Below are 22,759 nucleotides of genomic sequence, written 5' to 3' on the forward strand. Positions count from 1 at the left end.
TAAGAAAACTTATACTTTGACTATTTCACAATCTTACTGGAACCTTCCAGTTTTTCCAAGACAACAATCTTATACATAGCACTGATGGGAACTTTATTGTTTTCAATTAACAAATAGGTCCGGGTTGCCTTTGTAACTCTGTCCAAATTGGCGATGTACGATTTATGGGTACGATGAAAATTATCAGATAATAAGGTAGTGATATTGATGAGTGTTTCGGTGATCAGGTACATTCTTGAATCCGTAAAAATCTTTAGATAGTTTCCAAAACTCTGGATGTACTGTATGGACTTAAATGGGATATTTACCAGAACACCATCGTGTTTTATTTGAAGTTCTTCATTGGAGCTATCTTTTTTGGATTCCTCTAGTTTAGACGGCTCCACCTTATTTATGGCCTTTAAAAAACGCTCGATCTTTATGGGTTTTAATAAATAATCCACAACCCCATAATTATAACTTTCCAAAGCATATTCAGAATAGGCGGTGGTTAAAATAACTTTAGGCGGTTTTATCATAGATCGCAAGATTTCCATGCCGTTAAGTTCTGGCATTTCTATATCAAGAAAGATAAGGTCGACTTTATTTTGCTGTACGAAATTGATAAACTCAAGTGGATTGCCCGTGCTCAATACCAACTGGAAGTTATTGATTTTGGAACAGTACTCTTCCAACACTTTACGTGCCAGTATTTCGTCGTCTATGATACCAATTTGAATCATTCGTGGTGTACTACTGGGCCTGTTTTAAATCAATGGATAAATTTACATAATATGCTTTTGCTGTATCCTTAATTTCCAATGTATGGGAATTGGGATATAAGAGGTTTAAACGTCTCCTGACATTTTCAAGACCCAAGCCTTTTCTGTCCAATGCAGTATAGTTGCTGGGTTTGGAATTGGCAATCTGAAAATGAAAGACCGCATTTTTAATGGCGGCAACAACGGTAATTTCGCTCTGTTCATTCGTGCTCTGGGCACCATGTTTAACAGCGTTTTCCACAAATGGAATGAGCAACATTGGAGGGATCTTCAATCCCAATACATCACCATCTATTGAAAATTCGATGACACAACGTTTACTCAACCTTTTTTCTTCAAGCAGCAAATAGTTTTCTATAAACTCAAGTTCTTCCTTTAGTAAAACCGTATCTTTTTTAGAACTCTCCAATTGGTACCTCACCAAATCTGAAAGCTGCATGACAACATCAGGAGTTTCGGAAGATCGTTGTCTTGACAATGCATAAATACTGTTCAAAGCATTAAATAAAAAATGCGGATTCACCTGCTCCTTCAAATAGTTGAGCTCCATGTCCTTTTGCAATTTTTCTTTTTCTTCCTTTTGTCTTTGCATGAGTACACTTCTCCTTAAAAAGAAAGCGGCCATACCAGTACCTGTAGTATAAATAAGAAAAGAAGACATTTTAGTAATACCGATCCAATTAAATTTCGGATATATTTTTATGCTGGCTCCAAGAAATATGGCTCCAATAAGTAATAATCCGTATAAAATATATTTTTTCTTATCAAAAAGATATGGGATAAGAACAAAATGATTTATCCATATTACTATCATGATACTGATCGTAAAACTAAGCCCCCATAAATAAAAGGAATAAAGCGTGTCATATTTATCTATGAGCATCCATCCGCCTAATAGCTCAAGGATAAGCACCAATACAAAGGCACCTACATTGATAAGCAGGGTATTGCGTAAAGATTTTTTCATCATAATCATCCCTTCGATGGTATCAAAAACGAAATAAAGATACTGTCTTGAGATTCAAGGTCTCATAATTTCTGTATAAATGCAGCATATCTATGATGAAATGATTTTGTCATTTAATTGATCTGTTGATACAATTCTAAAAATCCGACACCAACTAAGACATAATTTTAGAAGCCATTTAGCTGGATGCTAAAGGTCAATATCTATCATCAACAAAAAGAATTTCAAAATGAAGGTCATCAAATTAGTAGTACTAACACTAACAATTAGTATAAATACTGCCTTTGCCCAGGAGAATGGCGCAAAAGGAACCGTATCCACCAAAAGCGCTTCCTTGGTATTGCCACAGATTCAGGTTGTCCCGATAAAAGATACCAACACAGCAAGGAACTACGAACTTTATATAGAGTTGCCAGAGGATTATACCGAGAACCCTACTAAAACCTATCCTGTCCTTTATTATACCGATGCTATGTGGCATCTCGAAATGCTATCCGGGGCCGCGGAGTTTATGCTGGAAGACGCTATTCTAGTGGGGATTTCATGGCAGAAGGACGTAGCAGAAGATTTAAGGGAACAATATGGGGCGCACGCCAGCCGATTTACGGATTATTCATTTTGGAAAAAGTCAAACCCCAATCACCCCAAACTAAAATTTGGGGAAGCCGAAAATCATTTGGCATTTATTCGAAACAATGTGATTACCTATGTGGATAAAAACTATCGAACCAATCCCAACAGTCGTAGCTACTTCGGTTACTCCCTAAGCGGTGCATTCGGTGCTTACATACTACTTGCGCAGCCTGATACTTTTGATAATTATATTCTTGGCAGTCCATTGAGCAATAACATAATGCCCTATCTATCGGAGATCAATGACAAACTTGTAGCTGCCGAGTCGGATAAGAGCAAGACATTGCATGCCAATGTATTTATGGCTTACGGCACCTTGGAGGAAGGAAGGGACGAAACTACGGAGGCTTTTAAGGATTTACTGAGGGCTAGAACAAAATTAAGGGCATCTGTACAGAGCAAAACCATTGAAGGTGATCACGGAACGGCTTTCCCAAGGATCGCTGTAGAAAGTGTCGCCTGGTTGGCATCCTCGATGTCCCACGTTGCAGTTGAGGACTATCAGGCATCATTCCGCGAAATCCCACTTCTTAATAATGCCTTTGTGAGCACAGCGCCTGAGGATCGGGAAGATGGGATATCCGTTGGTGAATTATCCATGGACAGCAATAAAAAGAACGCAATCCTAAAGGTTGCCCAAGAAATTTTTGATGGCAACTACGGGAACTATGATGCCCTGCTCATTTCGCACAAAAACAAGCTTGTTTTTGAGTCCTATTATAAAAAAGGGCGTATCAATTTGCCACACGGACAAGCATCTGCGGTTAAAGGGTATACCAGTTTGATATTGGGAAGAGCTATGCAGTTGGGGTATCTGACCATGGAAGACCTGGACAGACCTTTGACGGATTTCTTGAAAGACTTAGACCCTAAAAAATTCACGAAGGGAACTGAGAAAATTACCCTTCATAAGGCATTGACCATGCAAGGGGGATTGACGATCGACCGTGAACAATGGAAAGCAGTTGAAAATGATTCTGTTACACTAAAAGGGCAGGGGTTGGTGCAGACACTTCTTGAGCGTAGTGCGCCCATTACCAAGGAGACGCAGACCTATTTGTATGGTAATTTTAATCCCATGATGGTCATGACGGTTATTGATGCTGTGGTGCCTGGAACTGCTGAGGATTTTATACAGGAAGAATTTCTCGGCAAACTGGGCATTACCAATTATGAATGGTCCAAACATGCCAGTGGTTTGCCACAGGCGGGATGGCAGGCCAGGATTGTGCCCCGTGACATGCTCAAATTTGGGCATTTAGTGGAAAACAAGGGTAAATTGAATGGGAAACAGTTCATTTCTGCAGCATATTTGGAAAAAGCGACCAGCGGTATTGTAAAACCAGCCATAGATTGGATGCCCAAGAATTATCGTTATGGCTATTTTTGGTACCACACCCCTGTACAGGTTGGTAATAAAAGCTATGATATGACCTTGGCCTGGGGAGGCGGTGGACAGCGCGTTATTGTCGTGGAGGAACTTGATTTGACCATGGTCATCTCAGGTTATGATCGGGATGATGACAAAATTATGAAACCCATTTTTGAAACCGTGGTGCCTGCATTTGGTAAAGAATAGTTCGGGTTTCCAAGTAAAATAGCATGGCAAGATGTTAACGACCCTAGGCATTACCCGGGGTCGTTTTTTTGCTATTACTGCGTTCCCATACTTTTTGAAAAGTTGCCAAAAGTGCATATGGCTTTCTTCCGTTTCGTATACTTTATAACTCTTCAAGAATGGATGTTCCGCTTGACCTATCTCCGGAAGTCCATTGCCAACGTTCAAAAAGCCTGATTTTTCCGTTTTCGGTCAATTTAGGTGTTGAATGACAGATTCCAGTCATTAATTCACCTTTTATGTTGACTTGATGATAACGCATATCGATAGATCCGTTTTTGTCCACTAATCCGATCAAATGGCCTTTTGCTATGTTTCCACCTTTATATTCAGATGTTACAATATTTCCGCTATGCTCATAAGTAAATAGGGTTTCTTCGGTCGCATCAGCATTTGCTGAGCTCTCGACTACTTTAAACTGTTTGTTGTGATAGTTCATTTATTTTGCTGATAAAAATCCAATACGTGTTTAGGAATTTCCATTTGCTGGGGCAAACCCTTGTCAGCAATCGGGTATTCCGCTATTTGCTTTAAAGGTACTAACCCGGCCCAAACATCTAAATCGTAATCTTCTGGTTCGTCCGCAACACCGACATCCCTTATTTTTGCCGATGCTGTCTCAATAGTCATTTCTACAACCAATGTTCTGTCCAATTCTTCTTGGTCCATTGGTCTAATGCCATCCCAACGTCCTTTCATCATTTGTTCCATAACACAGAACAGCGCAGCTTCTTTTTCCTTGGTATTGTCAATTCTACGTATTGAACCAAATAGGGTTGCAGAACGATAATTTACAGAATGATGCAAACCAGATCGTGCTAGAACCAAAGCATCTAAATGCATAACCGTCATGCTCAATTTTTTGGCCTCCACCAATGCCAGCAACATTCTGTTGGCTTGGGAACCGTGTAAATAAATTTTGTTGTCTTTTCTTCCATACCCCATGGGTAGTGAAATAGCCTTGCCTTCGTAAACGTAGCTTACATAGCCTATAAAACCAGCATCTAAAATGGCGTTGATATTTTTAACATCATAAGTTGCCCTGTTATGACCGCGTTTTACCCTGTTTAATTTAGATTTTGGATATTCCTTCATGTTTATAGCTCCTTTGATAAAACGGCATTTTCATAACCTTTGCCATTGACTAGATAATTTAATTCTCCAACGTTTTTAAATTCATTTCTTTGATAGAATCTAATGGCCCGGTTGTTTTTTATGTACACCGAAAGCCACATCGTATCCAATCGCAGGGCCCTGGCTTTCTCCTCAATGAAATTTAGAAAGGGTTGTCCAATTTTTAGGGGTATGAAGTCATTTAAAATATAGATTCTTTCCAATCGACAATTGTTTTGTGAGACCACATCTTTGTGAAATGCATTTACTACTAATTTTGCATAACCAACGGGTAGGTCATCAACATAAATGATATAGTAAAGATGCTTGGGATTGTTGATTTCCTGCTTCGTTTTAGTGACCGAAAAAGCTTCATTGAGATATACGGTTAAGTCGTTTTTATCTTCTATAAAATGACCGTGTGATTCAGCGTATGTTACTCTTCCCAACAGAGCTAATATGTCAAGATCCGCTTCGTTAGCTGTTTTTATGTTCATCATTGCTATTTTGTATTTGTAATCTTCTTAGGTGAATGCCGTGTAGAAACACTGCAATGGTGCACCCCACTATTATTGGTGCGGCACTGATCAATAAACCATAAATTATGTAGCCTATGTTTGCTATCAGTGAAATCAATCGCAGCTTATATTCACCTTTGGTGGACATTGAATATAGATTAACTACCAATGCTGCGTAACCAATGATATCAATTAAAATTGGGCTCATCTTTTTTCTGGTGGAATGCTTTTATACCGTGCTATGTTCATTCTGGCTTTTTTTAGATCCTTTGGTTTAAATATGGGTTTGATTGAAGCAGGATATTTCTCAATTGCCTTTTGTGGCCTTATGGGGCGTGGAACAAAATTTCCTGCACAACTTGGACATACATTTTCAAATATTTCTATAGCACAGGTGCTACAATAGGTGCATTCAAAGGAGCAAATCATGGCCTCTGTTGACGTATTTGGCAAATCTTTGTTGCAGTGCTCGCAATTGGGTCTTATTTCTAACATATTGTAAATATTTGGTAATGGTCTTGATCCATATGTATGGTCTTGTTTTGGTGTCTTTATGATAGTATAGCTCGAAAGTAATATATTTGTGGACTGTTATAATCGTCCAGAATAGACATAACTAATAGTCCAGATGTTTCCATTTAAAACAAGTATTCAATTTGATAGAAAAAGCAATCAGGCACTGTATCTTCAATTATCCAATCAAATAATTCAATTGATTAAAAATCAAAAGTTGGCACCCAACACCAAACTTCCTGGAAGTAGAACATTGGCGGAGCAGCTAAATGTGCATAGGAAAACAATAGTGGCTTGTTATGAAGAGTTATTGCTTCAGGGTTGGATTGAGAGTATTCCTAAAAAAGGCACTTATGTACTTCGAAATTTACCCGTGTTAAATCAGCAAAAATTAAATGATGCTGCAGTTGTTGGCTTAAACAAGAATGCTAATTTTTCTTTTTATAAGAGTAGTGTCTTACCAAAAGTGTTCATCGAAAAGCGGGATGGCTTTATGTATCTGAACGATGGCATTTCAGATGCAAGATTAACTCCTATTGATGAAATCGCAAGGACGTACAGAAGCGTTTCTTCCAAAAAAAAGATATATGAACATTTGTCCTACGGCTCCACATATGGCAATGAGACCCTACGAAAGGTGTTGGTTGAATATTTGAATTCAACCCGAGGTCTGAATATTACCAAGGAAAATGTGTTGATTACCCGTGGCAGTCAAATGGGAATTTGGTTGTCGGCGAAACTATTGCTTCAAAAAGAGGATGTTATTGTAGTTGGCAATACCAATTATGAGTCTGCTGATTTTACTTTTTTAAACCAACAAGCAAAATTGGAACGCGTAGCGGTAGATAAAGATGGACTTGTGACCGACGACATTGAAAAGCTATGTAAGCGACACCAAATTAAAGCGGTATATGTGACCTCCCATCATCACCATCCAACCACGGTAACGCTTTCAGCACAAAGAAGAATTCACCTTTTAAACCTTGCACAGCACTATAATTTTGCGATTATTGAAGATGATTACGATTATGATTTTAACTACAATCATGCTCCAATTCTTCCATTGGCAAGTCATGACACGAACGGAAACGTAATTTACATTGGTTCTGTTTGTAAAACGGTCGCTCCAGTGTTTAGAATTGGGTATTTAATCGCGTCAAAAGAGTTTGTGGACGAAGCCTCAAAATTACGGGGTTATATGGATAGGCAGGGTGATGCACTTTTAGAATTGACCTTCGCGAGCTTTATAAAGTCTGGTGATTTGGATAGGCACATTCGTAAAGTGATGAAAATTTATAAGCAACGACGTGATTTGTTTTGTAAACTTTTAAAGGATGAATTAGGTGATTTTTTTCAGTTTGAAACACCAAAAGGTGGTATGGCAGTTTGGACAAAGTTGCATCCGGATTATTCTTGGGAAACAATTTCCGAAGCGGCAAGAAAACATGGGTTGGAAATTGGAGAATGGTGGCGGTATGATGCAGCCAAATTAGGGCACAATGCAATTAGAATTGGTTTTGCTTCCTATAACGATGAAGAAATTTATGAATTAATCCATCGATTAAAGCAAACAATGCATAGTATCCCTTAAGAAAGGTGATGAATCTCTTTAGAGTACACGAGTATCTATTTGTTAATAAAAACTGCCCAAAACACACTAAAACTGTAGAAAAACCCCAGAATTTCTAAGGTTTTTCCGCAATGGATTGTTGTATACGTTTTATATATTGTGGGTGCTTCAAGTTATTGATTTCCTACTACTTACTTCCCCCATCTGAATACCTATTATAGGTTATTTCTTTATGCTATTCAATTGAGCAGCTCGGCACAGTTTATTTATTAATTCAAAACACACAAAATGCTACAAGTACTTATAGTAAGAGATATGTTTTTTGGCAAAGAAGCAAGTTTGGGGGTTTGTCTTGTTCTTAACGAAGCAAACAAATTGTTCAAAGGAGAATCTTTGGAAAGAGGTTGGGTGAACAATCAACGAAATATAAGCTGTATCCCGGAAGGGGAATACCCTTTGGTTTTGGAATACAGTCCACGGTTTAAAAAAAAGCTTTGGGAGATAAAAGAAGTTCCTGGTCGTAGCGAGTGCAAGTTCCATTCTGCCAATTATTGGTATCAACTCAACGGCTGCATTGCTTTGGGAAACAACCGTAAGTTCTTGGACGGGGATGAAATTATGGATATCACTTCTTCTAGGGATACTATGAAACTATTTCATAAGGCACTCAATGGGGAACAAGAAGCGAGATTAACGATCAGAAATGCTCCTAGTTTGCTAGGCAATTAATTAAGAACAGATTTAAGTTTTGCTAATAAAAAAATACTTCAAAATGTCAAAAATCAGGACGAACCATAAAATGGCATGGCTTATAAAAGCATGTATTATATCCAGTTTACTGATAAGCACTTATCTAATCTCACATATTAATAATCATGGTGGCGAAGAAGTGTTTTTAAATGGAGACCAATTAGCTGCAATTAACACCATGATTACATTAGAGTATCCAAGTAGTATTGAAAATTTGTCTCAGAAGGAATTGGACAGTATTGAAAACAACACCAAAAACCTAATATATAACTATTTGGAGAATGTTTTGCCGGGAGATAATTCCACAGAAATCGGGCAGTTATTTAAAGACTACAATACTAAACATTTAAGTGCGATTCTACCTAAATACTCATTTAGAGTTGAATCTTTCTTTTGGCTTGTTGGAAACAAACTTTTTCTTGAGATCATCTTTTGGGCACTTTTTGGACTAATGGCAAATCTAATGTACACGGTGCCCATTACTGAAAAATTTGATAAGAAAAGAATACCTGAACATATTGGAAAAATTTTTTATACACCATTTGTTGTAATTGTTATATACCTCTCAATCAATGGTATTGTCAATAAAGGCACTATTCAATTTGATGGTGTTGGAAAAAGTGTCATTGTCTTGGCATTTGTTCTTGGTTTTTTTACTAGAAGATCGGTTGTTTTAATTGGAAGGATAAAAGATTTAATACTACCAGTTCGAAATGGTAATCAGGACAGGCCAATTAAACCCGATGAACAAGGGAATAGTATAAGAGGTAATGTGGTTATCGATAATGTAGATGAGACTGTTAGAGAAATGAACAATGAGTATGTTGCCGTAACAATCACTGGAATTGAATCGGACTATATGGATTCGGTCAATCCAGATAAAACAGGAATGTTTTTTTTCAATGATATTCCTGATGGTAATTATAAAATTGAATCTGAGCTAGTGATTGGTGATAAAAGATATTATGATGAGGGTCATATTGAAATTATTGAGAATACTGAGCCCATTGACATCAGTGTCGTTTTAAAGGAAAGCGAAGTTGTAATAAAATAAAATATGCAACGATTTAATTTTTCCAATAATCTACTTGAGGCATTTAAAGAGGCCGTTTTTTTGTACGAGAATGATACGGATGTATTTGCTATTGATATTGGTTTTCGATATGATGGTCCCAAGCGTTTGGATGACCATTGTGTAAGAGTCCATTTTGATTCTTATAACGGACAAAGTTCAAATAATGATTTAATATATTTTTTCGACTATACCAATCTTAATTTACACAAACGTCGCAAAGTTCTTCCCTTAAATTCCGAACGCAGACAAAGGCGCCAAATTATTCAACCTGGCATTAGTATTGGAATGTCTCGTTCTGTAGGAACTCTAGGTTTAATATGTTATGATAATTTAAGTAACCGTCCCTGCCTACTTACCGCAGAACATGTCATTCCGGGAAACGTAGGTAAAATTGTTCTTCAACCTGCTTTCGGTTTGGACAGGGGAATTATTTTGCGTGATGGAATAGCCAAAAAATTACGAGCCGATTCAAATGGTGATGCTGCGATTGCTACCCTTAGGGGCAATAGAAAGGTAATACCTGAACAGTTTGAGACTAAAAATATCATTGAGAGTTTTAGAGATGTAAAACTTGGTGAAACTTTGACTAAGTCAGGTAGAACAACAAACGTTACACCCGCACTGGTTGACGGGATAGGAGTTTATTATAAGTCAATGCGTTATGGACGAAGAGCTATAAAAGGGTTTAGATTAGTGCCAATTGATGATCATAATTCCGACAATATTCAAATATCAGATGAAGGAGATTCAGGTTCCATTTGGTTTGATTTTAAGACAAATGAAGGTGTAGGTTTACTTTTTGCTGGCGAAACAGAAGACGTAAAAGCTAGTCATGAGTTTTGTTGGGCTCAACATTTATCAGACATTATGATTAATCTGAAAATTTCAATATATAAATAAAACTACACTATGAAACTTCCAGAATTCCATCCTTTAATCCTGATTTTCTTTATTCTAACTTTTAGTTTAAATATTAACGGTCAAAATGCTTATTACGATGCCCTTAAAATTGAGTATTTATCTAAAAATCACTTTACAAAATTGAAAGCACATAAAGCTGATTTCGATAGAGATAGTGTGGCATTGAAAAGCGAATTAGAAAGTTCTTCTGCTTTCAGAATGTCATCTATGCCAACTAACACACCCTTTACAAAAATTATTGAAAAGTATAAAAAGGATTATAGTGCTGATTATAATCGTAAATCTACAGATATTCAGAAATTAAATAATTCGCTTACTAAAGCCCAAGAAAAGTACATAAATATTATTCCTGATATAGATAACTTCAATTCATTTATTAATTCTCCTTTTACTTCACCGCCCTTAAATGATAAAACTCTCAGGGCAATTAGGAAGGCTGTTGTTATTAATGAGGAAGGTGTGATTGGTATTGAGACGCAATTAGCTAAAGTAGCTGGATTACAAAATTCAAGTCTAGTCAACCAAGGATTTTTGTCAATCCCTGTATCAGCACAATCCACAATCATTGATGGTACCGCCAAGTTTTTGGCTGAACGCTTTAAAGAAGATATTACAACACTTTATATAGATAAGTTTAGAAAGAAATTAGATGAAATTGAGGAGTTAAAGGGCTTGTATCCCAAAACCCATTCCTTTTTAAAAACTGCAAATGTTTTTGATTATCGTTCTCTTGGGAATGATTTTAAAGAAGCCTTTGAAGAGGACCTGAAGAATGTGTTGGTGAATCTAAGTAATTATGTTGAGAATACGGATGGGCTTTCCTCCAATTTAAAGAACAAAGGAGTATATTATCCATTAGATTTTGCTCTTCAATTATCAGATAAATTAATAAAAGGGTACCATCCTATCGAAATATTGGATTTTTTGGAGAACAGATATGAGAACCATCCAGATGCTGCAGCTTTTAAAAGCTATTATAATGTCATCCATGGGATGAATTTATTGCAGTATAATATCCAACGAAGAAAAGTAGATGATGTTGATTATGTTTTAAATAAGCAATTCGAAAATATTTGGTTGCGTTTCAAGGACCTAAAAAGGTTAGATTCGGATAAAAAAATAGAGCTTTTTGCCGCTATGATATATCATCAGGATCCGGTTTATTTCTCTACTGTTCTTAAAATCGATATAACTGGAATAGCTGGTGGAGTCGCATCAGGCAAGAAGTTTTTAAATGAAGTAATATACCCTGCTCTAGAAATCTTAAATACTATTGAGAATTTACAGTCCAAGGGTAAAGATATGACCGCTGATGACTATGTAGATATCATGAGCAATACACTGTCACTTATTAAGCACATAAATGGTAAGGAAGAATCGGCAGAACGGCTTCCTCAAATATCCGGTTTTGCAGTAATTGGAAGAAATAACCAACAAAAAATTGATCTATTTGAATTTATAGATAAGATAGTTGATCTTTATAAATCTGTGCAAAGCAAAGAATATGGCTATGTAGTTACAAACAGCCTATACCTAACTGAAAATGTTTTATTAGCGGCTGGTCTTTCAAATTCAAAGGTTGTAAAAGTAACTCAAGCTGTCAACAAATATGGTGGCTTTATGGTTGACATAGTTACTGCAGACGATTCTGATCAGGTAAAAGAGGCCATTAAAAGAAATGTAACTAAGTTCTCATATTTAGATAAGCGAAGCAGTCGTTTTAGTATTACTGTCAGTGCGCATCCGGGAATCTATGGTGGTTTTGAACAACTTAAAACCAACGATGAGACTGAAGCTAATTTTGGTATTACGGCTCCTATTGGATTTGAGTTTGCTATAGCTACTGCAAAGGAGGGATATGCTAAGAATGAATCCAATTTTATTGTAGATGATAACAAGATTAAACATCGTAAAGGAAGCTCCTGGAGTATTTTTGCTTCATTTGCAGATATAGGTGCAGCCTTCAACTATAGATTAAATGATCCGGAAAGTGATTTGCCAGAAGAACTTACCTTCAAGCAAATTTTCTCACCAGGGATATCTCTAAATCATGGATTCAGAAATTCACCTGTTACTATAGGTGCCGGAATTCAGTATACCCCTGAATTAAGGAAAGTTACCGCCAATGCCATCGAGACAAGTTCTAATTCTTTGCGTTTCATGATTCGATTAAGCTGGGATATTCCATTAATAAAAATATATGGCACAGATAATTAGGATTGGTAATGACTGTCTTAAACTTCCTGAAAAGTGTCGAAAGAGCATGAAATGGAGAAAATCCCCAGAAATTATAAGGATTTTCTGCAATAGATTCTGTGGGTCTATTTCTATATTTAGGTACTCCAAAGAATTAACTTCCTACACTTTATTCCAAAGTTGAAAACACACTATAAAAAAGATAAATGGAAGGATATTATTTAAAAGCTATATTGGTTCTAATTTTGACAACCTCACCGTTGTCTAATTCTTTATTTTCACAATTAGACCTTCCTAGAAAAAGTCAAAAAGCTGAAGTTTCTCAGCGAATTGGAAATACGGATGTCACTATTATTTATTCTCGGCCAAGTGTCAATGACAGGGAAATCTGGGGTTCTTTGGTACCTTATGGAATGAACAACCTTGGATTTGGTACGGCCACCAAGTCCCCTTGGAGGGCCGGTGCCAATGAAAACACAATCTTTAACACTACCCACGACCTTACAATCGGAGGCAAAAAGTTACCAGCTGGCAAGTATGGACTTCACATGATAGTGAACGAAGACAACACGGCAACCGTAATTTTTTCCAAAAATCATACGTCCTGGGGGAGTTATTTTTATGAGCCAAGTGATGATGCACTTTGTGTTGATGTTGAAACCAAGGAAATTTCACATGTGGAACAGCTTACTTTTAATTTCGACAATGTAGACGCTACTTCTGCTGTTGTTTCTTTGAATTGGGAGAAGAAACAAATTCCATTCAAACTTGAAGTGGATGTGACCAACAATGTATTGGCAGAAATACGACGACAGTTACAGACCACTCCTGGATTTAGTAGACAAAGCTGGGAGCAAGCAGCAAACTATGCCCAAAACAATGGAGGGGATTTGGACGAGGCATTGGACTGGATTGATGCTGCTATTGCTGGACAGTTTTTTAGCCAAAAAACGTTCAATAATTTGAGCATCAAATCCCAGATATTGGCTAAACAGGGTAAAACAGCTGAAGCGGATGCCATAATGGAGGAAGCACTGCCTCTAGGAACAGTCTTCCAAGTACATGGGTATGGAAGGCAACTTATTGGACAGGGAAACGCGCAGAGGGCTTTAGAAATCTTTAAATGGAATGCCAAAAACCACAAAGACACATGGCCAGTACACTATGGTCTCGCCCGGGGATATTCCGCACTCGGGGATACCAAAACGGCGTTAAAGTATTTAAAGATAGCTGAGACAACAGCTCCCGCTAATAATCTAGCTTCCCAAGATTTTGCTTTAGCTGGCTTATATTGTTGTTCTAACCATGATAAACAACACTGTAGGTCAGCTGATAAAGTTGATGAATTAAAGGAAAAGGGGTGTACTGGAATTCATTAAATTATAAGAATTTAGCACTTAGATTAATGAGGCGAATGGGTTATATTTTAAAAATAATAGTTTACTTGCTTTGGTTTGGTATTGCGTTATACTTTGGCATTGGTGGATACGTTGCATTGGACATAGAGGATAAACATAAAAAAGCTAGAGAGCAGCCTGAAAAGATAGTGGACTATCACGGCATAGAATTTAAAAATGAAGCAATAGCGCAAGTACATTCCGATGAAGTAAAAGCTATGGGCTATTTTCGTATACTTCTTAATAATTTACCTACCAATTTACTTTATTTATTTACAGCGATGGCATTTGGCGTTCTAGGTGTAATTACAAGAATAAATAAAGAAATAGCCATGGATAAAGTTCTGTTTAAGGATATTGAGGTGTACTTTTCTCCTATATTAGGTTTAATGATTGGGATTTTAATATTGGCAATTTCGAGAATAATCCCAAATCTTCTCGTAGATGGAGAAAGTAATGTGGAACCTTTAACCTTAGCTTTTCTAAGTTTAATTGCTGGCTTTAGTTCCAAGCAGTTTTATGAATGGCTAGTTAAATCCACACAAAGTATTTTTAAAAAATAGCGCTATGAAGTACGTGCTAATTACTCTATTCACTAGCTAGGTAATTACCCATTACCCTTTTTAAGTTCCATAAAAACATAACAACGGTTTTGCTTGCAAATCCCGAAAATTTCTTCTAAAATCTTCTTTAAAAAGGTAATGGAACACTTATTACACGACCCGAGAAGTAGAAGGGAAGGGTAACATGTGTGGAATGATTTACAAAAAGGAGCACTTAAATATTACTCTTACTTCTTATAAATAGTTTTCCCTCTGATTCCTGGACAGTAAAAATTCCCGCTGACGGATTATCTTTAGATAGTTTTATTTTATTCTTTTTGGGATCAATCAACTCGATATCATAATCTAATACATTTTGAGGCAATAGTACGGACACCTCATTCCCGAAAATACTGCTTCCTTTTAAAACAATATCATCTAAAGCTGGAACTTGAGTTTTTCTTTCCTCAACATATGAGTAGGTTACTACTAGCTTTCCCCTTGAATCTCTGGAAAAAGGAGTGCAGCCGCCTCTATTTCTAACAATCCCTTTTAAGGAAAATCCTGAACTTGACTTATCAAATAGACCGCTAAAAACATCATTAGACCTTTTAGATACATCCAAAACTTTAATGCTGTCCACAATAATTTTCCATCCTTCATTGGAATCACTTCTGACTATCCAATTGATATTAGTAGGAGAAGAACAATGGCCATTACGATGCTGTTTAGTATCTATTATTTTTCTAGTGATTATTGAATCCTTGGATGAAGGAATTTTATATTTTACAGAATATTCTAACATTGGTATTTCAGTATTTACAGCCTTTTTGTTAGCTGTATAAGCCAAAGCACCAAGAATAGTGGAAATAAAAATGGCAAGCAAAATTAGATTCCTGCGATGACTTGATTTATCCTTTAAAGTTTGCATAGCCAATTCAAACCTTTGCTGCTTGGTTAAATCTTCTGGGTTTATACCCAAATTCCCTAAATATTCCGCCGCTGCATCATATTTTCTGTCCTCAGGAAGATTTTCAATCAACCTTCTTTGTTGTATTATTTTAAATTGAAAATATGCAATCACAATTGCGACGATAAAGGCTGCTAATGTAATTGGGTTGCCTATTTTATCAATAACACTCCAGGGTCCACTTAAGAAGTCAGTAGTTTGGTCTTGAAATATTAACGAATACATTATATGTTTATATGGTTAGTTTGTAATAGCTTTTTTCTGTTTTTTTAAACTGGAAGGGGGGGAGTATTCGTAAAAAAATACAGAACAATATAAGAAAAAAAGTAAAATAATTCCTGTTAAATCTAATTTTCAATTTCGAAAATGCACTATTTGATTACTTCGATTTCTTTCAATTATCTCCTTGAAAAACTTAACAGAACATTTTATACAACCCGAGGTAGGAGGGGAGGGTAAGCTAAATATCCTTTTTCATGTTTAAGTAAACCTCCATCACCGCCTCTTTAAGTTCCATAAGCACATGACAGCAATTTTGCCTTTCTATATCTGAAAAGGTGTCCCAAGGAAGAAAGTGGAACATAAAAACGGTCTTGTCTAAACTTTGGGTAAAGGAAAGAAGGTCACCTTCGTGGCATTTTTCTATATAATTTGAAATTGGTGATAGGTCAAGTTTTTTGGGATTCATAAAGTCAGTTATTTGATTGTTGAAAAAACTAAAAACGTCTATTGAATATCGTTTAACCATTAAATAATCACCTAAAACGATATTAATGTGATATAAAACGGTTCAATATGGTCGTTTAAAGTAATAAATAAAATGCAAATAAGAAAACTAAGTTTGTGTAAAATGCTATGCATTTAACATAAAACGATTCAAATGAGCACTAAAAAGCCAATTAACAGGATTCGAGTTGTTCTTGCCGAACAGGATAGAACTAACAAATGGCTTGCTGAAAGGGTAGGGAAGAGCAGAACTACAGTTTCCCGTTGGTGTACTAACGATATGCAACCTTCGCTCGAAACTCTTCGAGAAATCGCTGAGGCCTTGGGTGTGGATATTCGAGAGCTTTTGGTTCCAACAAAAGAATAGAATTCAAAATCACTAGTTGCTTTTTTAGGTAATTTAGTAATGTCATTTTATTAAACTACGAATGGATTATGAATTGTTAAAACATCTTTATTCTACTACCAGCAAGGTATTAATAACACACACGGATCAAATAAATAAAAATTTTGAAAAAGCCGATAAAATAATCATCTGGATTGTAGGCTTTTCAATTGGTATTTTCGTTCTACTTATAAGCCAAAAAACAGAGAATAGACTTATTCTTGATTTGACTTTTGAAATTTACGTTTATTCCTTATCCGTAGTAATACTTGGGCTGCTTTTTAGAATTAGTTCTTTCTTTACGCAAATTAGATATTCTACTATTGTAATTGAGCTGGCTAGTTATTCGGAAGGTTTAAACAACACCCCGGAATTAAACGAAACAAGAAAAATTGACGAAAATGATTCCGCTGAAGACGTAATCGAATACCTACGATTGGACTTTAATGAGCAAGTTAGGACTTTGGAAACTTCTCAACTGTCAGAAGAAAAGAAAAAAGAATATAGACAATTACTTATAAACTATTACCAAGCACTTGCAGAACCCAAAGACATAGAAAAACAATTGGATAGTTTTAAACTTGATTATGCAAATCGTTTTGGGTTTTCAAAAAGCTATTTTGATAAAAGAATTAATAACCCCAAACGCACTTTTATAAGAGGTATATTATATAGAGTAATGTTCAATTTAAGCATGTCCTTATTTTTTCTCACAATAGGGGTTTTCATTTTAGGTGTTGCTATTGTTTTAAAAAATTTAATAGAGAACTATCATTAGGTTTAGGTACACTTTATGAAAAAAACTTTAGGTAAACCTGAAAATTGGCAAGACTTTGAATCTCTTTGTAAAAAACTATGGGGCGAACTTTTGGGAATTCCAAACAAGATCAAAAAAAATGGCAGAATGGGTCAGCCTCAAGCTGGGGTAGATGTATATGGTCGGCCAAAAGAAGAAAAACTTTATTGGGGAGTACAGGCTAAGGGAAAGGATGATTATGCTCAAGCAAAACTCTCTAAAAATGAAATTACGCTAGAAATTGAAAAAGCAAAAAGCTTCAAACCTGCGTTAGGAGTTTACGTAATCGCTACAACACAAAACAAGGATTCCGAAATTGAGGAGTTTGTAAGACTAAAAGACGAAGAAAACAGGGAAAAAGGATTATTTGAAATCTTACTTTTTTGCTGGGAAGACATAGTAGATTTAATTGAAGAGAACCCAAACACCTATAATTGGTACCTTAATGACGTAGGTCAAAAAGGAAGGTTTGATTTTGGTGTATTATTCAACGAAATGCAGGAAAAATTGGTGTTGAAACCCATTTTTGAAAAAAAAATAACCAAGTACAAATTTTCTCAAAAATCAGACTATCAAATTCTTAAGGATACAATGGAGATTGATTTTCCAAAAATCTCACCTTTTCTATTTAGTTCTTTTCAATCGAATAAGGTAAACAAATCTTGGGTAAGTTTTGACCTTGTCATGGAAAATAGGGGTTCTGCAGTAATAGAAGACTGGAAAGTAGAGATAAATTTTGTGGAGGGCGTAAGAAGACTGGACAATGGACATCCATTCTTTCCAAAAATTTCTTCAACAACATATATTGATGATGAGAATAACAGAATAACATATAAACCAATTGAGAATCAACCTCTGATACAAAAAGATAATAGGTATTTCAATGTATCACTTTTACCAGAGCCATATTGCAACATTATGATTTTGGAATGTGAACTTCTCGCAAGGGATTATAATACCACAGAAGTTATAGAAATTGAAATTCAACCTGAATTTTTTGAAAAAATTGAATATAAGGAAGTGAATAACAAATTTGAGATGAGGGAAGATGAAATAGAAATATCTTACCATGTGGTCGATAAAGAAGATTAAACACTATGAAAATATATTCTTTCTTTACAAAAATGGATAGGCCAGAAGAAAATGCGGGCCAGTAGGGGAGTGAATTTGTGGCTAACACGGCAGCGTCATTGCCCTGGGCTTTGTGTAGGGGCGCAGCCCAAACAGCGAAGCTATTAAGACACAAAGAGAGCGTGGAAGCATATTTTCTTCTTGCTTGGACGTCGGAAAGCCTCTGGCGGCCGATGGATTTTTTGTTTCTTTTTTACTCGCCTTTGCGTAACCGCTTCGACGGAGCAGGGTCAAGAAAAAAGAAAGGACAACACAATTGCCTTGGTATTATATTTGAATATGTATAGAAAACCTAACTAAATGCCTATTGTAAGAAGAATCGTTTTTTTGCTTGTTTTTTTGTCATTAAGTGCAATCTATTCGCAAGATTATCTTCGAATTGATACAGTCGTTTCAAAATACCCAAACCGATTTAGTTCAACTGCCAAACTTGCAAAATTGATATCCAAGGACTTTAAAACTGAAACAGACAAAGTAAGAGCGGTTTTTTTCTGGATTGCTGACAATGTCAAATATGATCCCAAAGAAGATGGGAAATTTGGTTTTGAATATAGAGACAGAGCTGAATATCTAGAAAAAGAAAAGAAACACAACAACAAACTTTCTGAAAGAGTAATTTCCAAGGGAGTTGCGGTCTGTGAAGGATATTCCGTTTTGTTTACAAAAGTTTGTACGGACTTAGGAATCAAATCTAGAGTTGTTGAAGGTGCTTCCAAAACAACCGTAAAAGATATAGGTAAAAGGTTCTATTCAAATCATGCGTGGAACATAGTAGAAATTGATGGAAGTTCGTATTTGGTTGATGTGACTTGGGGAGCTGGCTCATATGGTCCTGGTTTCCAAAAAGAACTTGACAACTCATTTTATTTGACCTCTCCAAGAATTTTTATCAATCGCCATTATCCTGAAAACTATAATGATGCTTTGCTTCAAGATAAGATTAGCAAAGAGAGTTTTTCTAAAGCACCGCTTATATATGAAACTGATTATACCTTAATATCTCCATTAGATGGTATCATTAAAAAAGGTCAAAACAGGGTGAGGTTTAGCTTTTTATGTGAACCTGGGACTTATACTGTTGATTACGATATTGATTTGAAGCAATACTCACTGGGTGATATAAAATGTCAAGATGGAAAACTTGAGTTTGAAATAGAACTTAAGAATATAACACGGGCTAGAGAGTTGACAGTATTTATTGATTATGAGGCAGTTGCGCTGTATAGACTAAAATAGTTACATTATGTAAAATAGATTAATTAAGGCCAATTTGTCTGCGATAAGGAGTAAGCAAGTGCTAAGAATTTTGCTCGCAGAGAAAATTTCAGTTTTGTGGCAGGCTGACGAACAGTTCTTGAAATTTTTCTTCTCCAAATTTTCAATTAAACCAAAGGTTTCAATAAAAACGAAAAGTTGAGTTTTTAACCCGCCCGTACCAGAACGATACGCTTGTGGCTTACAAAAGAACATTTTGGTTTAGATTAGTGGTATGAAATGGATAACATATTGCGTAGTTTTCTGTTGCGTGGCTCAAACATTTGGTCAAAGTCAGAAGGATACCATAGCTGAATTGCCATACGAATATAAGATTGCACAAAAAGCTTGTTATTGCCTCGGAGAATTAGATACTATTTCTGATACTAGACAAGCTTTAATACATTGCATCCTAAGAGCAACCGACAAAGTACATGAAGAGGATACCGAAAATAAATATGTCAGGGATTGGACAGTTGAAGGATTCCGGAAATTAAATAAGGATGTCACAGATTTGCTTATAGAAAGATGCGATGTCGTATCTACAAGCGAATAAAATCTTATGAAATTAAAATCTCGAATTCTTATGAATATTGTTTTGTATCATAATCCATATTTGGGAGAGTACAATGACGGATAAGAGGCTACTAATATAGTATTTTAAACCCAAAAATTTGTTGCGCAACATGGAATTTTCGATGTAAAACATTCATTTGTTTTCAGTATATTGATGCCTAGGTGTAATACCTAATGGCTAATTCAAACAACACAAACAAATCACTGATTATTATCTTATTAATAATCATACTTATCCTAACGGGAATTGTATTTAACAATCCAGAGGTAATAGGTCTAAGCCGTGGTGACCTAGATTTTCTGCCTTAATAATTTACTTGTATTATAACTTAGATTTGGGAGAGTACGATGACGGATAAGAGGCTACTAATATAGTATTTTAAACCCAAAATTTTGTTGTACAAAATAGAATTTTCGATGTATAGCATCAATTAAATATACTTCTCATAATGTAGGAAATATGCTATTGATTCTTTAAGTTTATTAGCTCAGTAAAATTTCCCTCAAATTCATAATTAGAACTGTCAAAATTTCAACTGTAATATGAGAGCGGATCAATAATTATTTTTTTCAAAAATTCTAAAAATATATAAGAACAATATCCCTCTTGCGAAAGAATATTTTAAAATGAATTAATAAAACATAAACAAAGTACACTAGTGATAAAGAACATTAAACTTCAATTTGGGGCACATCCTGATAGCTCAAATCTTTTGGTTGAAACTACGCCCGTTACAGTTTTTGTAGGACCCAACAATTCTGGTAAAAGTAAATTATTGTCAGAGATAAATCAGTTATGTACAGAGGGGTCAATACAACATAATTTTAAGCTAATAGAAGATTTGACTTTCGTTCCAATTAAAATTGAAGAACTTTCCAAGGAAATACAGGCTCATTTAGTGGAACCAAAAACATCTGATAGATTAATTGAAGGTTACGTGCTATTTGGAGATGGAATTAGAAATTTCCAATTACAAAATCAGATACCTGCACTAATTCTTTCAGACCCAAATAAGCATAAAACAGATTTTTGCAAGTACTATTTAAGACTCAAGACATTGAAGTTAGATGCATTAAATCGGATATCTTTAGTTAACCAACAAGAATCAGGTGATTTGCAGCAAGCTCCAAGAAACAACTTGGCAATATTGTTTAAACAGGATAAAAAAAGACTTGAAGCACGAAGAATAATATATGATGCCTTTAAGTTCTATTTTGTTATTGACCCGACTCTGATTGGAAAATTAAGAATTAGATTATCAAAGGTTAAACCCAAAAACCATCAACAAGAACGAGGATTACACAAAGAGGCTGTGGAGTTTCATAAGAAAGCATTAGAAATTCAAAATGCTAGCGACGGAGTTAAGGCTTTTACGGGAATAATCACTTCTATCATAGCTGGCAGCCCAAAAGTTACTATCCTCGATGAACCGGAAGCATTTTTGCACCCATCTTTATCCTACAAGTTAGGAAAAGAAATTTCCAATTCTGTCAAGAATAAGCCAAATAGATTGTTTGTTTCAACCCATAGTTCAAATTTTCTAATGGGCTGCATTCAGAGCGGCTCACCAGTAAATATTGTTAGGCTTACATATTCCAATGAAATAGGAACAGCTAGACTTCTCAATAAAGATAAAATTGAATCTTTAATGAAAGACCCGCTTTTAAAATCAATAGGCGTTTTAAATGCATTATTTTATAAGACAGTCATTGTTACAGAAGGAGATTCTGATAGAGTATTTTATCAAGAGATAAATGAAAGACTTAGCGAATTTGAGACAGAAAATTCAATTGACAATTGTCTAATAATAAACGCCGTTGGCAAGGATACAATACATAAGATAATAAAACCACTAAGAGAGATGGGAATTCCTGCTGTGGGAATTTATGATATTGATATCCTAAAAAATGAAGGAAGCAATTGGACAAATGCCTTAAAGTCATCGTTTATTCCCGAAATTAGTAGAACTCCACTTGGGCAGGCCAGGACTCTTTTGAAAAGTAAATTTGTCGAACTCGGACTGGATATGAAAAAAGATGGAGGAGTGAATGCATTGCCAAGTGAAGAGCAAGAGGCGGCCAACAATTTGTTTGACCAATTAGAAGAATATGGAATTTTTACTGTTAGAATAGGCGAAGTTGAAAACTGGCTGTCAGATTTGAACATAGAAGCTAATAAAACTAATTGGATTTCAAAAGTATTCGAGAAAATGGGAGCAAATTCGGATAGCCCCGAATATGTTAAACCCGGAGACGATGATGTTTGGGGTTTTATGAAACGAATAAGTTTGTGGATGAAAGATGAACAAAGGAAGGGAATACCAAAATAAAACCTTCCTAAGCTATA

22 protein-coding genes are annotated in these 22,759 nt (G+C 35.7%); 13 read left to right on the forward strand and 9 right to left on the reverse strand.

Annotation, left to right across the window (positions count from 1 at the left end; all coding sequences use genetic code 11):
- Nucleotides 1-20: 20 nt before the first annotated feature.
- Entirely contained in the window at nt 21-722 is a 702-nt protein-coding gene (locus tag ACULLH_RS12440) for a LytR/AlgR family response regulator transcription factor (protein ID WP_454089074.1), read from the reverse strand.
- Between the two features lie 10 nt (nt 723-732).
- Complete coding sequence (locus ACULLH_RS12445; protein ID WP_454089075.1) at nt 733-1,731, reverse strand: sensor histidine kinase; 999 nt, start codon at nt 1,729-1,731, stop codon at nt 733-735.
- 226 nt (nt 1,732-1,957) lie between these two features.
- Between ACULLH_RS12445 and ACULLH_RS12450 the strand changes: the two genes are divergently transcribed.
- Nucleotides 1,958-3,940: an alpha/beta hydrolase-fold protein gene (locus ACULLH_RS12450; RefSeq protein ID WP_454089076.1), complete on the forward strand. Its 1,983-nt coding sequence runs from the start codon at nt 1,958-1,960 to the stop codon at nt 3,938-3,940.
- Between the two features lie 142 nt (nt 3,941-4,082).
- Here ACULLH_RS12450 and ACULLH_RS12455 read toward each other — a convergent pair whose 3' ends face one another.
- Genes ACULLH_RS12455 through ACULLH_RS12475 form a run of 5 tightly spaced genes read right to left on the reverse strand, consistent with a single transcriptional unit; the run spans nt 4,083 to nt 6,105 of the window.
- Nucleotides 4,083-4,418 carry a n-acetylglutamate synthase gene (locus tag ACULLH_RS12455; protein ID WP_454089077.1) on the reverse strand — a complete coding sequence of 112 codons (336 nt, stop codon included), beginning with the start codon at nt 4,416-4,418 and terminating at the stop codon, nt 4,083-4,085.
- Nucleotides 4,415-5,074, reverse strand: coding sequence for a pyridoxamine 5'-phosphate oxidase family protein (locus ACULLH_RS12460; protein WP_454089078.1), 660 nt, complete (start codon nt 5,072-5,074; stop codon nt 4,415-4,417). Before ACULLH_RS12460 ends, ACULLH_RS12455 begins: the two co-directional genes overlap by 4 nt.
- A 2-nt stretch (nt 5,075-5,076) precedes the next feature.
- Nucleotides 5,077-5,592, reverse strand: coding sequence for a GNAT family N-acetyltransferase (locus tag ACULLH_RS12465; RefSeq protein ID WP_454089079.1), 516 nt, complete (start codon nt 5,590-5,592; stop codon nt 5,077-5,079).
- Nucleotides 5,570-5,818, reverse strand: coding sequence for a hypothetical protein (locus tag ACULLH_RS12470; RefSeq protein ID WP_454089080.1), 249 nt, complete (start codon nt 5,816-5,818; stop codon nt 5,570-5,572). Before ACULLH_RS12470 ends, ACULLH_RS12465 begins: the two co-directional genes overlap by 23 nt.
- Nucleotides 5,815-6,105 (reverse strand): DUF1272 domain-containing protein, encoded by a 291-nt coding sequence (locus ACULLH_RS12475; protein WP_454089081.1) that lies wholly within the window; start codon nt 6,103-6,105, stop codon nt 5,815-5,817. The genes ACULLH_RS12470 and ACULLH_RS12475 overlap by 4 nt, the downstream gene beginning before the upstream one ends.
- 133 nt (nt 6,106-6,238) lie before the next feature.
- Here ACULLH_RS12475 and pdxR point away from each other — a divergent pair, with 133 nt between their 5' ends.
- The 7 genes from pdxR to ACULLH_RS12510 all read left to right on the forward strand — a co-directional run bounded on the left by pdxR (nt 6,239) and on the right by ACULLH_RS12510 (nt 14,595).
- Nucleotides 6,239-7,714 carry a MocR-like pyridoxine biosynthesis transcription factor PdxR gene (pdxR, locus tag ACULLH_RS12480; RefSeq protein ID WP_454089082.1) on the forward strand — a complete coding sequence of 492 codons (1,476 nt, stop codon included), beginning with the start codon at nt 6,239-6,241 and terminating at the stop codon, nt 7,712-7,714.
- Between the two features lie 267 nt (nt 7,715-7,981).
- Nucleotides 7,982-8,422, forward strand: a complete 441-nt coding sequence (locus ACULLH_RS12485) for a DUF5675 family protein (RefSeq protein ID WP_454089083.1) — start codon at nt 7,982-7,984, stop codon at nt 8,420-8,422.
- 43 nt (nt 8,423-8,465) lie between these two features.
- Nucleotides 8,466-9,497 (forward strand): hypothetical protein, encoded by a 1,032-nt coding sequence (locus tag ACULLH_RS12490; RefSeq protein ID WP_454089084.1) that lies wholly within the window; start codon nt 8,466-8,468, stop codon nt 9,495-9,497.
- A gap of 3 nt (nt 9,498-9,500) precedes the next feature.
- Nucleotides 9,501-10,418: a hypothetical protein gene (locus tag ACULLH_RS12495; RefSeq protein ID WP_454089085.1), complete on the forward strand. Its 918-nt coding sequence runs from the start codon at nt 9,501-9,503 to the stop codon at nt 10,416-10,418.
- Nucleotides 10,419-10,427: 9 nt separating this feature from the next.
- A complete protein-coding gene (locus ACULLH_RS12500; RefSeq protein ID WP_454089086.1) occupies nt 10,428-12,656 on the forward strand; it encodes a hypothetical protein in 2,229 nt (742 codons plus the stop codon).
- Between the two features lie 239 nt (nt 12,657-12,895).
- Nucleotides 12,896-14,014 (forward strand): DUF2911 domain-containing protein, encoded by a 1,119-nt coding sequence (locus ACULLH_RS12505; RefSeq protein ID WP_454089087.1) that lies wholly within the window; start codon nt 12,896-12,898, stop codon nt 14,012-14,014.
- A 35-nt stretch (nt 14,015-14,049) separates the two neighbouring features.
- Nucleotides 14,050-14,595 (forward strand): hypothetical protein, encoded by a 546-nt coding sequence (locus ACULLH_RS12510; RefSeq protein ID WP_454089088.1) that lies wholly within the window; start codon nt 14,050-14,052, stop codon nt 14,593-14,595.
- A gap of 214 nt (nt 14,596-14,809) precedes the next feature.
- Here the strand turns inward: ACULLH_RS12510 and ACULLH_RS12515 are convergent, their stop codons facing one another.
- Both ACULLH_RS12515 and ACULLH_RS12520 read right to left on the reverse strand, forming a co-directional pair.
- Complete coding sequence (locus ACULLH_RS12515; RefSeq protein WP_454089089.1) at nt 14,810-15,769, reverse strand: hypothetical protein; 960 nt, start codon at nt 15,767-15,769, stop codon at nt 14,810-14,812.
- A gap of 235 nt (nt 15,770-16,004) precedes the next feature.
- Nucleotides 16,005-16,232 carry a hypothetical protein gene (locus tag ACULLH_RS12520; protein ID WP_454089090.1) on the reverse strand — a complete coding sequence of 76 codons (228 nt, stop codon included), beginning with the start codon at nt 16,230-16,232 and terminating at the stop codon, nt 16,005-16,007.
- A gap of 192 nt (nt 16,233-16,424) precedes the next feature.
- Between ACULLH_RS12520 and ACULLH_RS12525 the strand changes: the two genes are divergently transcribed.
- From ACULLH_RS12525 to ACULLH_RS12545, 5 genes are all read left to right on the forward strand, one after another.
- The gene (locus tag ACULLH_RS12525) at nt 16,425-16,637 is read left to right on the forward strand and encodes a helix-turn-helix transcriptional regulator (protein WP_454089091.1); all 213 of its coding nucleotides are present in this window, start codon (nt 16,425-16,427) and stop codon (nt 16,635-16,637) included.
- Nucleotides 16,638-16,698: 61 nt separating this feature from the next.
- Nucleotides 16,699-17,433 (forward strand): hypothetical protein, encoded by a 735-nt coding sequence (locus ACULLH_RS12530; RefSeq protein WP_454089092.1) that lies wholly within the window; start codon nt 16,699-16,701, stop codon nt 17,431-17,433.
- 15 nt (nt 17,434-17,448) lie between these two features.
- Nucleotides 17,449-18,543, forward strand: a complete 1,095-nt coding sequence (locus ACULLH_RS12535) for a hypothetical protein (protein WP_454089093.1) — start codon at nt 17,449-17,451, stop codon at nt 18,541-18,543.
- 339 nt (nt 18,544-18,882) lie between these two features.
- A complete protein-coding gene (locus ACULLH_RS12540) occupies nt 18,883-19,818 on the forward strand; it encodes a transglutaminase domain-containing protein (protein ID WP_454089094.1) in 936 nt (311 codons plus the stop codon).
- 1,253 nt (nt 19,819-21,071) lie between these two features.
- Complete coding sequence (locus ACULLH_RS12545) at nt 21,072-22,742, forward strand: ATP-dependent nuclease (RefSeq protein WP_454089095.1); 1,671 nt, start codon at nt 21,072-21,074, stop codon at nt 22,740-22,742.
- The last annotated feature ends 17 nt before the right edge of the window (nt 22,743-22,759 follow it).

Source organism: Flagellimonas sp. 2504JD4-2, from assembly GCF_053642935.1.

Coding starts and splice junctions, on each gene's coding strand:
- ACULLH_RS12450 (WP_454089076.1), top strand. CDS start 1,958: ATGAAGGTCATCAAATTAGTAGTACTAACACTAACAATTAGTATAAAT.
- ACULLH_RS12465 (WP_454089079.1), bottom strand. CDS start 5,592: ATGATGAACATAAAAACAGCTAACGAAGCGGATCTTGACATATTAGCT.
- ACULLH_RS12445 (WP_454089075.1), bottom strand. CDS start 1,731: ATGATGAAAAAATCTTTACGCAATACCCTGCTTATCAATGTAGGTGCC.
- ACULLH_RS12535 (WP_454089093.1), top strand. CDS start 17,449: ATGAAAAAAACTTTAGGTAAACCTGAAAATTGGCAAGACTTTGAATCT.
- ACULLH_RS12490 (WP_454089084.1), top strand. CDS start 8,466: ATGTCAAAAATCAGGACGAACCATAAAATGGCATGGCTTATAAAAGCA.
- ACULLH_RS12530 (WP_454089092.1), top strand. CDS start 16,699: ATGGATTATGAATTGTTAAAACATCTTTATTCTACTACCAGCAAGGTA.
- ACULLH_RS12485 (WP_454089083.1), top strand. CDS start 7,982: ATGCTACAAGTACTTATAGTAAGAGATATGTTTTTTGGCAAAGAAGCA.
- ACULLH_RS12475 (WP_454089081.1), bottom strand. CDS start 6,105: ATGTTAGAAATAAGACCCAATTGCGAGCACTGCAACAAAGATTTGCCA.
- ACULLH_RS12460 (WP_454089078.1), bottom strand. CDS start 5,074: ATGAAGGAATATCCAAAATCTAAATTAAACAGGGTAAAACGCGGTCAT.
- ACULLH_RS12510 (WP_454089088.1), top strand. CDS start 14,050: ATGGGTTATATTTTAAAAATAATAGTTTACTTGCTTTGGTTTGGTATT.
- ACULLH_RS12515 (WP_454089089.1), bottom strand. CDS start 15,769: ATGTATTCGTTAATATTTCAAGACCAAACTACTGACTTCTTAAGTGGA.
- ACULLH_RS12500 (WP_454089086.1), top strand. CDS start 10,428: ATGAAACTTCCAGAATTCCATCCTTTAATCCTGATTTTCTTTATTCTA.
- ACULLH_RS12495 (WP_454089085.1), top strand. CDS start 9,501: ATGCAACGATTTAATTTTTCCAATAATCTACTTGAGGCATTTAAAGAG.
- ACULLH_RS12540 (WP_454089094.1), top strand. CDS start 18,883: ATGCCTATTGTAAGAAGAATCGTTTTTTTGCTTGTTTTTTTGTCATTA.
- ACULLH_RS12455 (WP_454089077.1), bottom strand. CDS start 4,418: ATGAACTATCACAACAAACAGTTTAAAGTAGTCGAGAGCTCAGCAAAT.
- ACULLH_RS12520 (WP_454089090.1), bottom strand. CDS start 16,232: ATGAATCCCAAAAAACTTGACCTATCACCAATTTCAAATTATATAGAA.
- ACULLH_RS12470 (WP_454089080.1), bottom strand. CDS start 5,818: ATGAGCCCAATTTTAATTGATATCATTGGTTACGCAGCATTGGTAGTT.
- pdxR (WP_454089082.1), top strand. CDS start 6,239: ATGTTTCCATTTAAAACAAGTATTCAATTTGATAGAAAAAGCAATCAG.
- ACULLH_RS12525 (WP_454089091.1), top strand. CDS start 16,425: ATGAGCACTAAAAAGCCAATTAACAGGATTCGAGTTGTTCTTGCCGAA.
- ACULLH_RS12440 (WP_454089074.1), bottom strand. CDS start 722: ATGATTCAAATTGGTATCATAGACGACGAAATACTGGCACGTAAAGTG.